This is a genomic window from Thermobacillus composti KWC4 (assembly GCF_000227705.2).
Classification (GTDB): Bacteria; Bacillota; Bacilli; order Paenibacillales; family Paenibacillaceae; genus Thermobacillus; species Thermobacillus xylanilyticus.
Genome location: NC_019897.1, coordinates 1440642 through 1455401 on the forward strand (window position 1 = coordinate 1440642; position 14760 = coordinate 1455401).

The window sequence follows — 14760 nt, forward strand, 5'->3', positions numbered from 1 at the left end:
GGGAAGGTGCTTGAATCTGGTTATTTTGCAACCGTTTACACCTCCTCATAATGAGGGTTGAAGATTTTCATTTCAACGCTGAGGAGGGGCTGTTGGTTTTGACGGGGGAGAAGAAAAGAAGATTTTGGCGCTTTTTGTCCATTGCGCTGGCGCTGATGTTGGTGCTTGCCGCATGCACCGGCAAGTCGGGTGACGGCGGCGGGAGCGGCACGTCCGGACAGGAGACGGGCAGCGGAACCGGCAGCAACGGCAACGGCGGCGGAGAAGGATCGGGCAGCGAACTCGAGCCGATCACGATCACGGCCTTCATCGGCGCGCCGCAGCAGACGCCGACGCCGGACAACCGGATCTACAAGAAGATCGAGGAAGAACTCGGCGTCAAGCTCGAAATGGAGTTTCTGGTCGGCGACCTGCAGCAGAAGCTGGGTGTCATGATTGCCGGCGGGGAATATCCCGACTTGATCACGGCCGATACGAAACTGGTCGCGGCCAAAGCGGTCATCCCGCTCGAAGATCTGATTGAAGAGCATGCGCCCAATCTGAGGAAGCACTTCGCGAAAGCATGGAACAGGATGAAGGACTCGAGCGACGGCCACATTTACTGGCTGCCGAACTACGGCATCATCCACGGCGAGTTCAAACCCACCTGGTATTCCGGGCCCGCGTTCTGGATCCAGAAGAAGGTGCTGAAAGAGTTCGGCTATCCGAAACCGAAGACGCTGGACGAATTCATGCAACTCGTCCGCGATTATGTGGCGAAGCATCCGACGACGGAAGACGGCCAGCCGACGATCGGCTACACGGCGCTCGCTTCCGACTGGCGGACGTTCCCGCTGCTCAACCCGCCGGAGCATCTGATCGGCCATCCGAACGACGGCGGCGTCGTCGTGCGGGACGGTGTGGCGGAAGTGTTCGCCGTCAAGGATTATGCGAAGCGTTATTATCAGGAGCTGAACAACCTCTACAACGAAGGACTGTTCGACAAGGAAGCGTTCGTCCAGAACTACGACCAGTATCTCGCGAAACTCTCTTCCGGCCGCGTCGTCGCGATGTTCGACCAGCACTGGAACTTCCAGCCGGCGGAAGACAACCTGATCGCGGAAGGCCGGATTCTGGACACCTATGTCGGCTTCCCGCTCGTCTATGACACGAGCATCCGCGACTGGTATCTCGACCGGCCCGTGCCGAACCTGAACAACGGTTTCGGCATCAGCAAGGACGCCAAGGACCCGGTGCGCATCATCAAGTTCCTGGATGCGCTGATCACCGAAGAGTGGCAGAAAATCCTCTCCTGGGGCGAAGAAGGCATCGACTATCACGTCGACGAGAACGGCCGCTTCTACCGGACGCCGGAGCAGCGGGCGCAGCAGGAAGACCCGACCTGGAAACTGGCGAACAGGGCGGATGCGCTGTTCGGCTACATCCCGAAAATCGAAGGCACGTTCAGCGACGGCAACGCGACGTCTCCGGGCAACCAGCCGGAGGAATATTTCGAATCGCTGAAACCGGAAGACAGGGAACTGCTTGAGGCGTACGGGCACAAGACTTGGACCGACTTCTTCTCGCCGCCGCTGGAAAACCCGGTGTATTATCCGGCATGGCAGATTGACCTGATTGACGGTTCGGAAGCGGCGATCGCGGGTCAGCAAATGACCGACACGTCGCTCAAATATCTGCCGCAGGCCATCATGGCGAAGCCGGGGCAATTCGACGCGGTATGGGACGATTACGTCAAAGCGTTCGAGAAGATCAACGTCCAGGCGTATCTGGACCGCGTCAACGAACAACTGCAATGGCGGATCGAGAACTGGTCCACCGAATAATCGTTCGGGCAGAAGTTCGGAAAGCACGGGCTTGAAGCGCCTCGTGCTTTCCGAATTCTTGTGCCTGCCGAGTCGGGGACGGATTATGCGGGAGGTGTGTTGATGGCGGTTGTTACGGAACTGCCGGCGCGGGAGGACGGCGCGTCTCCGGCCGGCCGGAGAACGTCCTTCTTGCGCCGGATGAAGGGGCAGACGCAGCTCATCCTGATGTCGGTGCCCATCGTGGCTTATGTGATCCTGTTCTCCTACTATCCGATCTGGGGCTGGACGATGGCATTCCAGCAGTTCCGGCCCGGCTTTTCGTTCTGGGAACAGGAATGGGTCGGGTTCAAACATTTCAAGTTTTTGTTCGGCGATGCGGCATTCCTGAACGTGCTGCGCAATACAGTCGCAATGAGCCTCATCAACATGGTGCTCGGTTTCGTGACCGCGATCTCGTTCGCCATTCTGCTCAATGAAGTCCGGCAGCGTTTCTTCAAGCGGACGATCCAGACGATCTCCTATCTGCCGCACTTTCTGTCGTGGATCATCGTAACGGGCATCGTGGCGAACGCGCTGTCGGTGGAAGGCGGCATCGTCAACGTCGTGCTGATGAAACTCGGCATCATCCGCGAGCCGATCATGTGGCTGAATGAGCCGCATTATTTCTGGGGCATCGTCGGCGCCGCGCATGTATGGAAGGAAGTCGGCTGGAACGCCATCATCTATCTGGCCGCCATGGCTTCGATCGATCCGGCGCTGTACGAGGCCGCGGAGATGGACGGTGCGAACCGGTACCAGAAGATGCTGCACATCACGCTTCCCGGCATCAAGCCGATCATCGTCATCCTGCTCATCATGAATCTCGGCTGGATTCTGGAAGCGGGATTCGAGGTGCAATATTTGCTCGGCAACGGCGTCGTCGTCGACTGGTCGCAGACGATCGACATTTTCGTGCTCAAGTACGGGCTGCAGATCGGCAACTATTCGCTGGCGACGGCGGCCGGCATTTTCAAGACGGTCGTCAGCATCACGATGATCTTCGCGGCCAACACGATCGCGAAGCGGCTGGGAGAGGAGCGGCTGATATGAGGAGGGCGGACCGATGAGAAGAAGCACACCGCAGCTGGAGCCGGTTGTCTTCCATACGTTGAATACGTTGGCCATGCTGCTGCTGGCCGTCGTCACGCTGTATCCGTTTCTGAATACGCTGGCCGTATCGTTCAACGCCGGCAACGACACGATCCGCGGCGGCATCTACCTGTGGCCGCGTGTATGGTCGCTGCAGAACTACAAGGCCGTCTTCGTGAGCGGGACGATCTACGACGCGTTCTGGGTATCCGTCGCGCGCACGGTGATCGCCACCGTGATCAGCCTGTTCCTCACCTCGATGCTTGCCTATACGGTCAGCCGGAGGGAGTACGTGTTCCGCAAGCCGATCACGATCATCGTCGTGCTCACGATGTATTTCAACGCGGGACTGATCCCGTATTACTTCCTGATCAAGGATCTGAACCTGCTGAACAAGTTTCTGGTATACATCATTCCCGGGCTCATCAGCGCGTTCAACATGATCGTCATCCGGACCTACATGCAGCAGCTGCCGGACGGACTCATCGAATCGGCGAAGATCGACGGCGCGGGGGATTTCCGTACGTTCCTCTATATTGTCCTTCCGCTCTGCCAGCCGGTTCTGGCGACGGTGGCGCTGTTCATCGCGGTCGGACAATGGAACTCGTGGTTTGACACGTTCCTGTTCGCTTCATCGAAGCAGCATCTCAGCACCTTGCAATATGAACTGATGAAGCTCTTGTCCTCGACCATGGTCCAGAGCACCAGCGCCGCCGCCATGTACGGAGCGGACCCGAGCGCCAAACTCACTCAGGTGACGCCGGTGTCGATCCGGGCCGCGATCACCATCGTGGCTTCCGTTCCGATTCTGCTCGTCTATCCGTTCCTGCAGAAATATTTCGTGCATGGATTGCAGCTTGGCAGCATGAAGGATTGAGACGATGCGGCAACATACGGTCAGCGGTCCGTCCAGGCGGCGAAGTCGCCGTCTGGGCGGGCTTTTTTCATTTCATAATATTAATATAGGATAAATTGTTCATACGAATTGGATATCGTTTCGCGATTCAGGTATAATGGACACGAGCATCACGAAGGCCGAGGGGGGAGATAACCGTTGTATGGATCACATGATCTTTGAAGTCGGGACCGCACTACTGTTGATTGCCCTGTTCTCACTCGCAGCCGGAAAATTGAAGTTGTCGATCATCCCTTTCCTGATTGTGCTCGGGATGCTGGTCGGGCCGCATGCTCCGGAGCTCGGCCTCATCGATCTGACCTTCGTTGAGAGCCGGGAAGTCATTTCGTTTCTCGGCAGAGTCGGCGTGCTGTTCCTGCTGTTCTATGTCGGTCTGGAGTTTTCCGTATCGAAGCTGGTTCGATCCGGCAGAAAAATCGTGTTCGGAGGCTCCGTTTATGTTATTCTGAATTTTGTGCTCGGACTCGGTTTCGGCTTCGCTGCCGGATTCCCGCTCTATGAAGCGTTGATCATTGCGGGGATGATGTCCGTATCGTCGACGGCGATCGTCGCGAAAGTGCTCGTCGATTTGCGCCGGACCGGTAACTCGGAAACGGAACTCATTCTGGGCATGGTCCTGTTCGACGACCTGTTCCTGGCCGTCTTCCTGTCCATCATGTCCGGTCTGCTGCTGGGCGGCGCGACATCGGTCGGCGGCGTGCTCCTGTCGGTCGGCATTTCGGTCGGCTACATGCTGCTTTTCTTCATCATCGGCAGGAAAGCCAATCCGATTCTGAACAAGCTGCTCAATATCACGTCCAATGAAATCTTCATCATTGTGGTGTTCGCTGTCCTGTTCTTCGTCGCAGGATTCTCGGAGAAACTGCATGTGGCGGAAGCGATCGGCGCGCTGCTGCTCGGACTCGCGTTGTCCGAGACCGAACACAGCAAGCGCATCGAGCATCTGGTCGTGCCGTTCCGCGATTTCTTCGGTGCAATCTTCTTTTTCAGTTTCGGTCTCAGCATTGACCCGACCACCCTTGGCGATGCAGCCTGGTATGCCGTCGGAGCGGTCGTGATCACGCTGATTGCCAACATCGTCGCGGGCATGGTGGCGGGCCGCAATGCCGGTCTGTCGCACAAGGCGTCGATGAATATCGGACTTACCGTCGTGGCGCGGGGTGAATTTTCCATCATCGTGGCCAACCTGGGGGCGGCGGCTGCGCTGGCTCCCATGCTGCAGCCGTTCTCCGCGATGTATGTTCTGATTCTGGCGATTGCCGGTCCGCTGCTTGCGAAAGAATCCAAGCGGATCTACGGCGTTCTGAATCGCATCTTCGGCTGGAGCAAGGCGAAAGAGCCGGTCAAGCAAACGGGTACCGATTAATGGAACGGAGGATGTATTGAGGCAATGGCTACCATTCGTGAATCAGACTTGCCCGGTATTGGAAAAAAGTTTCAGGTGGACGCCAATTCGGGAGACAGACTGGTCATCGTCATTCACGACGATGGCAGAAGGGAACTGTACCATTTCGAGGATGACGATCCGGAAGAGACGATCTCGCAGGTGACGCTTGAAGACGATGAAGCGAGACAGGTCGCTGCCATCATCGGGGGCATGCAATACAAACCGAAGGCGCTCGAGTCGATACAGGTGTCGCTTGACGAGCTGGTCATCGAATGGGCCAAGGTCGAACCCCACTACAAGAGCGTCGGCAAGTCGATCGCCGAGCTGCAGGTCCGCCAGCGGACCGGGGCGACCATTCTGGCTTTCGTGGAGAAGGGCAGACAGAAGATCAACCCCGGTCCGGAAGATCGGCTCACGGCCGACATGACGGTCGTCGTGGCCGGCGAGCGTCAGCAGATCAAGCAGTTCAAGGAGCTGCTGCAGAACGGCTAATCGCATAACGGCGGGTGAAGAAGGCTGGTCCGGCGGGTCAGCCTTCTTCATGCTGTACGCCCGGCATGGGCGTCATCTCTACGGTGAAAGTCCGGAATGGGGGCTGGCGAGCGCCTGCCGTTAGCCGAGGGCAAGGGTGTCGGTCGCGAGGCCGAATCTGAAGGAAGCCTAAGGCAAACGCACGGGCCAAGGTACACGAACTGGATTCGAGGCAGGGTTAGTCGGATGAGTTGCCAGCACACAACGAAATCCAAAGCCGCCAAGGACTAATCCTGTAAACTCCAGTGGTCGCGGGCGGAAAGATGACGCTCTTATCCGGGGAGGCCTGCGGAATACGCGAAGTGACTTCATGCGCGAAGTGACTTCGTAACCGCAGCCGGGAGGCTGCGCTGAATCCGCAGGAGTCAGCAGAGGCCATAGTACGCGAGTACGGGACGTAAGGAAAGCGGAAGGGCCAAACCGAAAGGAGAGAGGAAACCGATGCGTTCGCGCGACGGGCATAGACAGCAGAATACCTCGCAAGAGGGCTGCCAGCGGGAGGTAGCGGTGAAGCCGCAAGGGACCGTTGGAGTGCCGAGTCCGTTGCCGGCACAAATCGCCCCTTCCTCTCGCAAAGCACAGGACGACTTGCTGGAGAAGATGCTGGAAAGGGAGAACCTCTTGAAGGCCTACAGGAAAGTGGTACAGAACGGAGGAGCCCCCGGTGTGGACGGGGTAACGGTAACGGAGTTACAAGCTTACCTGAACACACACTGGGAAGCGGTGAAAGCCGCACTCCTTGCGGGAACGTACAGCCCCTTGCCCGTCAGACGGGTGGAAATCCCCAAACCCGGAGGCGGCGTACGGCTGCTCGGCATCCCGACCGCGATGGACCGTCTTCTCCAGCAAGCGCTTCTGCAAGTGATGGAGCCGATCTTCGACCCGCACTTCTCATGGCACAGCTACGGCTTCCGGTCGGGCAAGCGAGCGCACGATGCGGTAAGGCAAGCGCAGCAGTATATCCAAAGCGGCCTCCGCTGGGTCGTGGACATGGATCTGGAGAAGTTCTTCGACCGTGTGAACCACGACATCCTGATGGCAAGAGTGGCGCGGAGGATAGACGACAAGCGCATGCTCAAGCTGATTCGCGCTTACCTGAACGCCGGGGTGATGGCCGGGGGTGTGGTCGTGAGAACGGAAGAAGGCACGCCGCAAGGCGGCCCGCTCAGCCCGTTGCTCGCCAACATCCTGCTGGACGATTTGGACAAAGAACTGACCAGACGAGGACTGCACTTCGTCCGATATGCGGACGATTGCAACATTTTCGTGGCCAGCAAGCGGGCCGGGGAACGGGTCATGGAATCGGTCATCCGATTTGTGGAAGGAAAGCTGAGACTGAAAGTGAATCGGGACAAAAGCGCGGTAGACCGGCCGTGGAACCGAAAGTTCCTCGGCTTCAGCTTCCTGTCGAACAAGCAGGCAACGGTCCGGTTGGCACCCAAGACGATTCAGCGTTTCAAGAAGAAAGTCCGGGAGATAACGGACCGAACGCGCCCGCTGACGATGGAAGAACGGATTAACCGACTGAACCGCTTCATGATGGGATGGATCGGTTATTTCCGTCTGGCTGCCGCCAAGAACCACTGTGGTAACCTCGACGCATGGATGCGCAGGCGACTACGCATGTGTCTGTGGAAACAATGGAAGAGACCCAAGACCAGATTGCGTAATCTCCGTGCACTCGGCGTGCCCGAATGGGCGGCTCGAATGATGGCGAACGCACGCCGTGGTCCGTGGGAAATGTCCCGTAACACAAACAATGCCCTTCCGACTTCCTACTGGGAAGCGAAAGGGCTGAAAAGTCTGCTTTCTCGTTACCTTGAGCTTTGTTAACCTTCGGAACCGCCGTATGCGGACCCGCATGTACGGTGGTGTGAGAGGTCGGGGGCTTGCCGCCCCCTCCTACTCGATTGTCCGAGCCGCAATCGGAAAGGAGCGTTCCGATGTACCGATCGTTGGAAGCCTGCGTGCTGGATCTGGAGCGGAACGGCCATCTGGTCCGGGTTCGCGAGGAAGTGGACCCCGAGCTGGAGATGGCCGCGATCCATCTGCGCGTGCACGAAGCCGGGGGACCGGCGCTGCTGTTCGAGAATGTGAAGGGAACGCGCTACCGCGCCGTGTCGAACCTGTTCGGCACGCTCGAGCGGAGCCGGTTTATTTTCCGCCGCACATGGGAGGCGGCGCAGCGCGTCATCGCGCTGCGCAATGATCCGATGCAGGCGCTGCGGAAGCCGCTGTCACAGGCCGGAGCGGCCTGGGCGGCGCTGAGCGCGCTGCCGAAGCGGGCGCGCAGCGCGGCGGCCGCATTCGAAGAGATCACTGTCTCCGATCTGCCGCATATCCGGTTCTGGCCGATGGACGGCGGGGCGTTCATCACGCTGCCGCAAGTGTACACGGAAGATCCGGACAAGCCCGGGCCGATGCATGCGAACCTCGGGATGTACCGCGTGCAGCTCGGCGGCAACGACTACGTGCCGGATCGCGAGATCGGGCTGCACTATCAGATTCACCGCGGCATCGGCATTCACCAGCACAAGGCGGCCCGAAGGGGGGAGCCGCTCAAGGTCAGCATCTTCGTCGGCGGGCCGCCCGCCCATACGCTGGCGGCCGTCATGCCGCTGCCGGAGGGTCTCAGCGAACTGACGTTCGCCGGCCTGCTGGCCGGCCGCCGGTTCCGGTACGGCTATGCGGACGGCCATTTTCTGAGCCTGGACGCCGACTTCGTCATCACGGGCGAGATCCGTCCCGGAGAGACGAAACCGGAAGGGCCGTTCGGCGATCATCTCGGCTACTACAGCCTGGTCCATCCTTTTCCCGTCATGCGCGTGCACAAGGTGTACGCCAAGCGGAACGCGATCTGGCCGTTCACGGTCGTCGGCCGCCCGCCGCAGGAAGACACCGCCTTCGGGGAGTTGATCCATGAGCTGACCGGCGATGCCGTGAAGCAGGAAATTCCCGGCGTGAAGGAAGTGCACGCCGTCGACGCCGCGGGCGTGCACCCGCTGCTGCTCGCGATCGGCAGCGAGCGGTATGCGCCGTACGCGGAGCTGCGCCGGCCGATGGAGCTGCTCACGATCGCGAACCGGATTCTCGGCACGGGGCAGCTCAGCCTGGCGAAATATCTGTTCATCACCGCGGAGGAGGACCGGCCGCTCAGCACGCACCGGATCGAGGAGTTTTTCGACTGGATGCTCGAACGGATCGACCTTCGGCGCGACATACATTTTCAGACGAACACGACGATCGACACCCTCGACTATTCTGGCACCGGCCTGAACGAGGGCAGCAAGGTGATCTTCGCGGCGTGCGGCCCGAAGGTGCGGGACCTGTGCACCGAAGTGCCGGAAGCGCTGCGCGATCTCGGGGAATTCGGCGGCGCGAGGGTCGTCATGCCGGGCGTCGTCGTCCTCGAAGGGCCGGCGTTCGGCAGCTACGGCGAGGCGGAGCGGCAGCTGCGCGGGCTGACGGACGCGCTTGCCGCGCGCGGACCGCTGACGGAATGTCCGCTGATCGTACTCGTTGACGACAGCGGGTTTGCCGCCGAGTCGCTGCGCAACTTCCTGTGGGTGACGTTTACCCGCAGCAACCCGTCGCATGATATATACGGCGTGGGCGCCGAATACGCCTGGAAGCATTGGGGCTGCGACAACGTCGTGATCGACGCGCGGTCAAAGCCGCATCATGCGCCGCCGCTCGTGCCCGATCCCGCCGTCGAGAAGCGGATCGACCGGCTGTTCGCGCGCGGGGGGAGTCTCAGCGGCATCCTGTAGGCTGACGGAGCCGCACGGGACGCCGGCCGGCGCGCGAAGCGGGCGGCGGATCCGGCAGGAGTTTCGACAGCCGGTGTCGAATCACAACCGACAAAGACACAGCAAGGAGCTGGGAGCGTTGTACCTTCATCTGCTGCAAAAACCGGAGCACAAAATCGCCTTCATGCGGCTCGCGCGCCTCTTGGCCGGCGCGGACGGATTCGTCGCGCGCAATGAGCGCAGCTATCTGCACGCTTTCGTGGACGAACTCGGCATGGCGGAAGAGGCAGTGACGGCCGTTGACGGCGCCGACGATATCGAGACCTGGCTCAAGGGGATACAGGATGAACAGGTGAAACACGTGTTCCTCGCGGAACTGATGCTGCTGGTGCTGGCGGACGGCACCCTGGGCGAGCATGAACTGCGGATTCTCGAGGAAGTGAAGCGCGTGTTCGGCTGCTCGGACGAAGTGTTCGAACGGTTCAAGGACTGGGCGTACCGGATGGACCATTTGCGGACGGAGGGCGTGAAGCTCATTCTCGATCCGACCCGGACACACGGATAACAGACAATCGAAGCCTCCCGGCTCTGGGGATTGCCGGGAGGCTTCTTCAGTTTATGCGCAGGGCGTTCGGGCGCCGGATGTCAGCCGACGGTTGCGTGCAAGACCCGGAAACCGAACGGCTCCAGGGCGATTTCCGCCGCGCCGCCCGGAGTGTCCGCCGTCTCCCGCGTGCGGACGTCCGTCCACGTCCCCTCGCCGAGCGCAAGCCGCACCGATGCGGGCTGATCCTGGTTGTTGACGACGATCGCGTACCGCTCTTGTCCGGCGGAGCGCATATAGGCGAACACCTTCTCGCCGGCTTCGGCGCGGAGCACGCGGAAATCGCCGGTGCGCAACGCCTCCGCACCGCGGCGAAGCGCGATCAGCCAGCGGTAGAATGCCAGCAGGTCCCGGTTCTGGCGCGCCGGGTCCCATTCCATGCACTTCCGGCACCCCGGGTCGTGGCCGCCGGTCAGTCCGATCTCGTCGCCGTAGTACAGGCACGGCGTGCCGATGAACGTGAACTGCACGAGGGCGGCGAGCTTCATGAGCGCCGCGTTGCCGCCGCACAGCGTCAGCAGGCGCGGCGTATCATGGCTGCCCAGCAGATTGAAGGCGACTTCCGTTGCCCGCGTCGGGTAGGCGGCGAGCAGACGGCCGAGCCGGTCGGCGAATCCTCTGGCGTCAAGCTTCCGCTCGACGAAGAAATCGAGCACGGCCGTGGTGAACGGGTAGTTCATCACCGCGTCGAATTGGTCGCCCTGCAGCCAGGGCAGCGCGTCGTGCCAGATTTCGCCGAGAATGTAGGCGTCGGGCTTGGCCGCCTTCACGGTGTCGCGGAACCGGCGCCAGAACCGATGGTCGACTTCGTTCGCGACGTCGAGCCGCCAGCCGTCGATGCCGACTTCCTCGATCCAGTAGCGGGCGACGCCGAGCAGGTACTCCTGCACTTCGGGATTTTCCGTATTGAACTTCGGCATGTTGCGCTCGAACGCAAACGTTTCGTAGGTCGGGATGCCGTCCTTCACATCAAGCGGCCATTCCCGCACATGGAACCAGTCCGCGTACCGCGACGCTTCGCCTTTCTCCAGGCAGTCCTGGAACGGCGGGAAGGTGCGGCCGGCGTGATTGAACACGGCGTCGAGCAGGACGCGGATGCCGCGGGCGTGGCACGCGTCGACGAGCTCCTTCAGCTTCTCGTTCGTGCCGAAATGCGGGTCGACCTTCAGATAGTCGCGCGTATCGTATTTGTGGTTCGTCGGCGCTTCGAAGACCGGCGTGAAGTAGATCGCGGTCACGCCGAGCTCCGACAGGTAGTCGAGATGGTCGATCACGCCCTGCAGGTCGCCGCCGAAGAAGTTCGACGGCGTCGGCTCGCCGCCCCAGGGCTGGGTGCCTTCGGGATCGTTCGTCGGATCGCCGTTCGCGAACCGTTCGGGGAAAATCTGATAGAACACCGCGTCCTTCACCCAGGCCGGCGGTTCGAAAATGTCGCACGGGTTGACATACGGAAATTCAAACAGGTTCTGCGGATTGGCCGGCAAGTCCGCCTCGAATCCGAACTCGGTCATCCAGACGGCGGTCTGTCCGTCGTCGATCCGGAACGCGTAGCGCAGCCGCCGGAAAGGCGGCGTGACGAACGCCTGCCAGTAATCGAACAGCGCGTCGGAGGCGAACTTGCGCATCGGCTGGACGGCTTTCGTCCGGTCCCACGCGTATTTGTCTCCGAAAAGCACGCTCACCTCCCGCACATCATCCCGCTTCGTCCGCAGACGCAGCTCCACCGTGCCGGGGCCGCTGGCGCTGACCCAGTTCCCCTTGGGACGGTGTTCGATCGCTTCGAGCAGCATAATCCCGATCCCTCCCGATCTTGAATTCGGCAATTCGGCGCAACAAAAAAGGCACAACCTCCCGCATGAAGTCGTCGAGGTTGTACCCGAAGGTAGCATTGCCTTCAAATTGTCGCATGGTTCAGGATCAGTATAACAGGCGGGATTTTCGCCGGTCAAGGGTGCGTGCGGAGGCCGTTTCGGAGCCGGCAGCGGGCCGAATCTGGTGCTAAAATGCACCACAATTGGGCGATAGAGAGCCGACTTGTCCCAATCTGGTGCAAAAATGCACCACAATTGGGCGATCGGGCGCCGCCCCGGCCCCATCTGGTGCAGAAATGCACCACAATTGGGCGATCGGAACCGAGTTGCCCCAATCTGGTGCAAAAATGCACCACAATGGGGCGATCGGGCGCCGGCATCGGCCGGAGGCTTGTACAATCGCCCGCACCCCCTGCGCGCCGTCCGCATATTCTGGCAGCAGGACAAGTGTCTGCTCTTTGAAAAGGAGGTGTCCGGCATGACGCGCGAGCAGTTTTTCCGGACATTGGCGCCGATCGCCATCCGCGTCCGGCGTGAAGGATCGCCGCTTTTCGTATCCGTCCGGCTGGCGCAAAATTTGCTCGAGACCGGCGGGGTTATTCCTTTCTGGAACAACGTCTGCGGCATCAAGGTCGGCAGCGGCAAGCCGAACGCGCATTGGCGGGGCAAAACCGTGAACCGCTCGACATGGGAAGTGCGGGACGGGCGGAACGTCTTCGAATCGGCCGACTTCCGCGCTTACGACAGCATATATGACTGCTACAAAGACCAGGACCTGCTGCTGCGGCTGCCGCGCTACGCCCCGGTCCGGGCGGCCGATGAGCCGGAGAAGCAGGCGAGGGCGCTGCAGGCAAGCGGATACGCGACGGACCCGCGCTACGCGGACAAGCTGATCGACATCATGAACGCGCACGGCCTGCGGCGGTATGACCGGGAGGCGGACGAGGTCCCGGAGGGCGCCATGCCGGTTGCGATTGAAATTGACGGCAGCAAGATCGGGGACGGCTGTGCGATCGACGGGATCACGTGGGGACCGGCGCGGGCGATCGGCGAAGCGCTCGGCGCCTCCGTCGGCTGGAACAATGGCGAAGTGCTCATCAATGGCGAGCCGTGGCCGACGAAAGTGTTCGGCAGCGCAGGCTTCGTGCCGGTCCGCCGGCTCGCCGAAACGCTCGGCGCGCGCGTCGTTTGGGACGGCGCCGGGAGGAAGGTCATCATTCGGCGATGATGCGGAAAGGCGGGATCGACATGACGCTGCATCTCACGCCCGGGCTGGTTCTGTCGTCGGCGGGAGCGGTGGTCGGTTCCATTCTCTCGTTCGCTTACGGCGGATGGTCCGAGGCGCTCACGGCGCTGGTGGTCGCGATCGGGGTCGACTATGTGACCGGCGTCGCGGCGGCGGTGAAGCGGAAGCAGGGGTTGTCCAGCACCATCGGATTCCGCGGGCTGACGATGAAGGGAATCATGCTGCTCGTCATCCTGCTCGCCCACCGGATCGACGTGCTGCTCGGCGGCGGTTCGGCGGTGATGAGCGGCGCGATTTATTTCTATCTGGTCAATGAACTGATCTCGATCGCGGAGAACTGCGGGGAGCTCGGGATTCCTTTCCCGGACAAGTTGAAATCGCTTATCGCGGTGCTGCGCGACCGGGAGCCGCCCGACGGGAAACAGCAATAACGGAAGCGCGTCCCGTCCCTGCCGCAATCTTCCGCCGTCGCCCCCTTGATCACAGGCCGGTCAGCGGCTATAATAAGAACACACGTTCGCATTATGGAGGGATCAATATGGCCGCGGAGATCAGCGGACGGACGGGCAGTGCCGGCGCGGCGTCCATGCTGCCCGCCGCGGCTCCTGTGGCGCACGGCCAGCCGGGGGCCGAATCCGGACAGCCGGGGAGCGGGCCCGGGAAGCCGGCGCCGGAGCGGCAGCCGTCCCGGCCGCCGTTGCAGAGCGAAGACGAGCTGGAAGCCGTCAAGCGATACGTGTTGCTTGGCATCGCCGTCCGCATCCTCGATCACGATATCCGCGTCGTCGACTCGTCGAGGCTGAAGCTGCCGCGCTTCTACGAATCCATGCTGCGCGGGCTGCAGGACCGGGCGCTGCTCGAGCTGGCCGCGCTGCGGCGGATGTTCCGGACGGCCGGCATCAAGGTGTACGAGGAGCGGAAGGAGCCGGAAGGGCTCACGGCGGCCTACGTCTGCCGGGGATACCACCATCATTTCACAATGCCGTGGAGTTTCGTGCGCGCGGAAGCGGAAAGGCTGCTCAAGCGGTACGCCGCCCGGGACTGAGCGTTCAACGTTTTGTCACATAAGGGCAAAAACTTTTCGACTCCTCTCACATTAAGGTTGAGAAGAGCGGATCATGTTGGTTAATATAAGGGATAGACATTTACAGCACAAAGGGGAGCACGTAGCAATGCACAAATGGATCATGTTCGTCGTATTCATCGCGGCTTCCGTGTTCGGACTGTATCTGCTCGCGTTCGAGCTTCCGGAGAAACCGGTCGATGAGTCGGCGAACCTGCCCGAGGGAATGACGCTGCTCAAGATTCAGGCGTACAGCGATTTCACCTTTGACCAGCCCGAATACCGCGTGAAGCAGGGCGAGAGCATCCGTCTCGTGCTGCAGAACGTAAGCGGCGTTCACGGCATCGAGATCGCGGATTTCGGCATCAAGCTGGAAGGCGATACGCTGCAGCAGGACGTCGTGTTCGATCAACCCGGCGAATACGAGATCCACTGCTCGATCCCGTGCGGAATCGGACATACCGACATGAAGGCGAAGCTGATTGTGGAAGCGGCGTGATCCGGGTCGGAAACCGGCATG

General features: G+C 60.9%; 13 protein-coding genes. 12 read left to right on the forward strand and 1 reads right to left on the reverse strand.

Annotated elements, in window-relative coordinates; all coding sequences use genetic code 11:
• The first annotated feature begins 50 nt into the window (after positions 1-50).
• The 8 genes from THECO_RS06670 to THECO_RS06705 all read left to right on the forward strand — a co-directional run bounded on the left by THECO_RS06670 (position 51) and on the right by THECO_RS06705 (position 10081).
• Positions 51-1823 carry an ABC transporter substrate-binding protein gene (locus THECO_RS06670; RefSeq protein ID WP_052835850.1) on the forward strand — a complete coding sequence of 591 codons (1773 nt, stop codon included), beginning with the start codon at positions 51-53 and terminating at the stop codon, positions 1821-1823.
• Positions 1824-1925: 102 nt separating this feature from the next.
• Positions 1926-2894 (forward strand): ABC transporter permease, encoded by a 969-nt coding sequence (locus THECO_RS06675; RefSeq protein WP_015254281.1) that lies wholly within the window; start codon positions 1926-1928, stop codon positions 2892-2894.
• Between the two features lie 13 nt (positions 2895-2907).
• Positions 2908-3810, forward strand: coding sequence for a carbohydrate ABC transporter permease (locus THECO_RS06680; RefSeq protein ID WP_015254282.1), 903 nt, complete (start codon positions 2908-2910; stop codon positions 3808-3810).
• Between the two features lie 181 nt (positions 3811-3991).
• Positions 3992-5215: a cation:proton antiporter gene (locus THECO_RS06685; protein WP_015254283.1), complete on the forward strand. Its 1224-nt coding sequence runs from the start codon at positions 3992-3994 to the stop codon at positions 5213-5215.
• Positions 5216-5239: 24 nt separating this feature from the next.
• Positions 5240-5728, forward strand: coding sequence for a cation:proton antiporter regulatory subunit (locus tag THECO_RS06690; protein WP_015254284.1), 489 nt, complete (start codon positions 5240-5242; stop codon positions 5726-5728).
• Positions 5729-6208: 480 nt separating this feature from the next.
• Entirely contained in the window at positions 6209-7600 is a 1392-nt protein-coding gene (gene ltrA / locus THECO_RS06695; RefSeq protein WP_015254285.1) for a group II intron reverse transcriptase/maturase, read from the forward strand.
• A 110-nt stretch (positions 7601-7710) separates the two neighbouring features.
• Entirely contained in the window at positions 7711-9537 is a 1827-nt protein-coding gene (locus THECO_RS06700; protein ID WP_015254286.1) for a UbiD family decarboxylase, read from the forward strand.
• Between the two features lie 118 nt (positions 9538-9655).
• Complete coding sequence (locus THECO_RS06705) at positions 9656-10081, forward strand: TerB family tellurite resistance protein (protein ID WP_015254287.1); 426 nt, start codon at positions 9656-9658, stop codon at positions 10079-10081.
• A gap of 80 nt (positions 10082-10161) precedes the next feature.
• On the opposite strand, the gene THECO_RS06710 is transcribed toward THECO_RS06705, so the two are convergent.
• The gene (locus tag THECO_RS06710) at positions 10162-11910 is read right to left on the reverse strand and encodes an alpha-glycosidase (RefSeq protein ID WP_015254288.1); all 1749 of its coding nucleotides are present in this window, start codon (positions 11908-11910) and stop codon (positions 10162-10164) included.
• A 499-nt stretch (positions 11911-12409) separates the two neighbouring features.
• Here THECO_RS06710 and THECO_RS20475 point away from each other — a divergent pair, with 499 nt between their 5' ends.
• From THECO_RS20475 to THECO_RS06730, 4 genes are all read left to right on the forward strand, one after another.
• Positions 12410-13159: a glucosaminidase domain-containing protein gene (locus THECO_RS20475; RefSeq protein WP_015254289.1), complete on the forward strand. Its 750-nt coding sequence runs from the start codon at positions 12410-12412 to the stop codon at positions 13157-13159.
• Positions 13159-13608, forward strand: coding sequence for a phage holin family protein (locus THECO_RS06720; RefSeq protein ID WP_408646079.1), 450 nt, complete (start codon positions 13159-13161; stop codon positions 13606-13608). Before THECO_RS20475 ends, THECO_RS06720 begins: the two co-directional genes overlap by 1 nt.
• Before the next feature lie 107 nt (positions 13609-13715).
• Positions 13716-14222 carry a hypothetical protein gene (locus THECO_RS06725; RefSeq protein ID WP_015254291.1) on the forward strand — a complete coding sequence of 169 codons (507 nt, stop codon included), beginning with the start codon at positions 13716-13718 and terminating at the stop codon, positions 14220-14222.
• 127 nt (positions 14223-14349) lie between these two features.
• Positions 14350-14739 (forward strand): cupredoxin domain-containing protein, encoded by a 390-nt coding sequence (locus THECO_RS06730; protein WP_015254292.1) that lies wholly within the window; start codon positions 14350-14352, stop codon positions 14737-14739.
• The last annotated feature ends 21 nt before the right edge of the window (positions 14740-14760 follow it).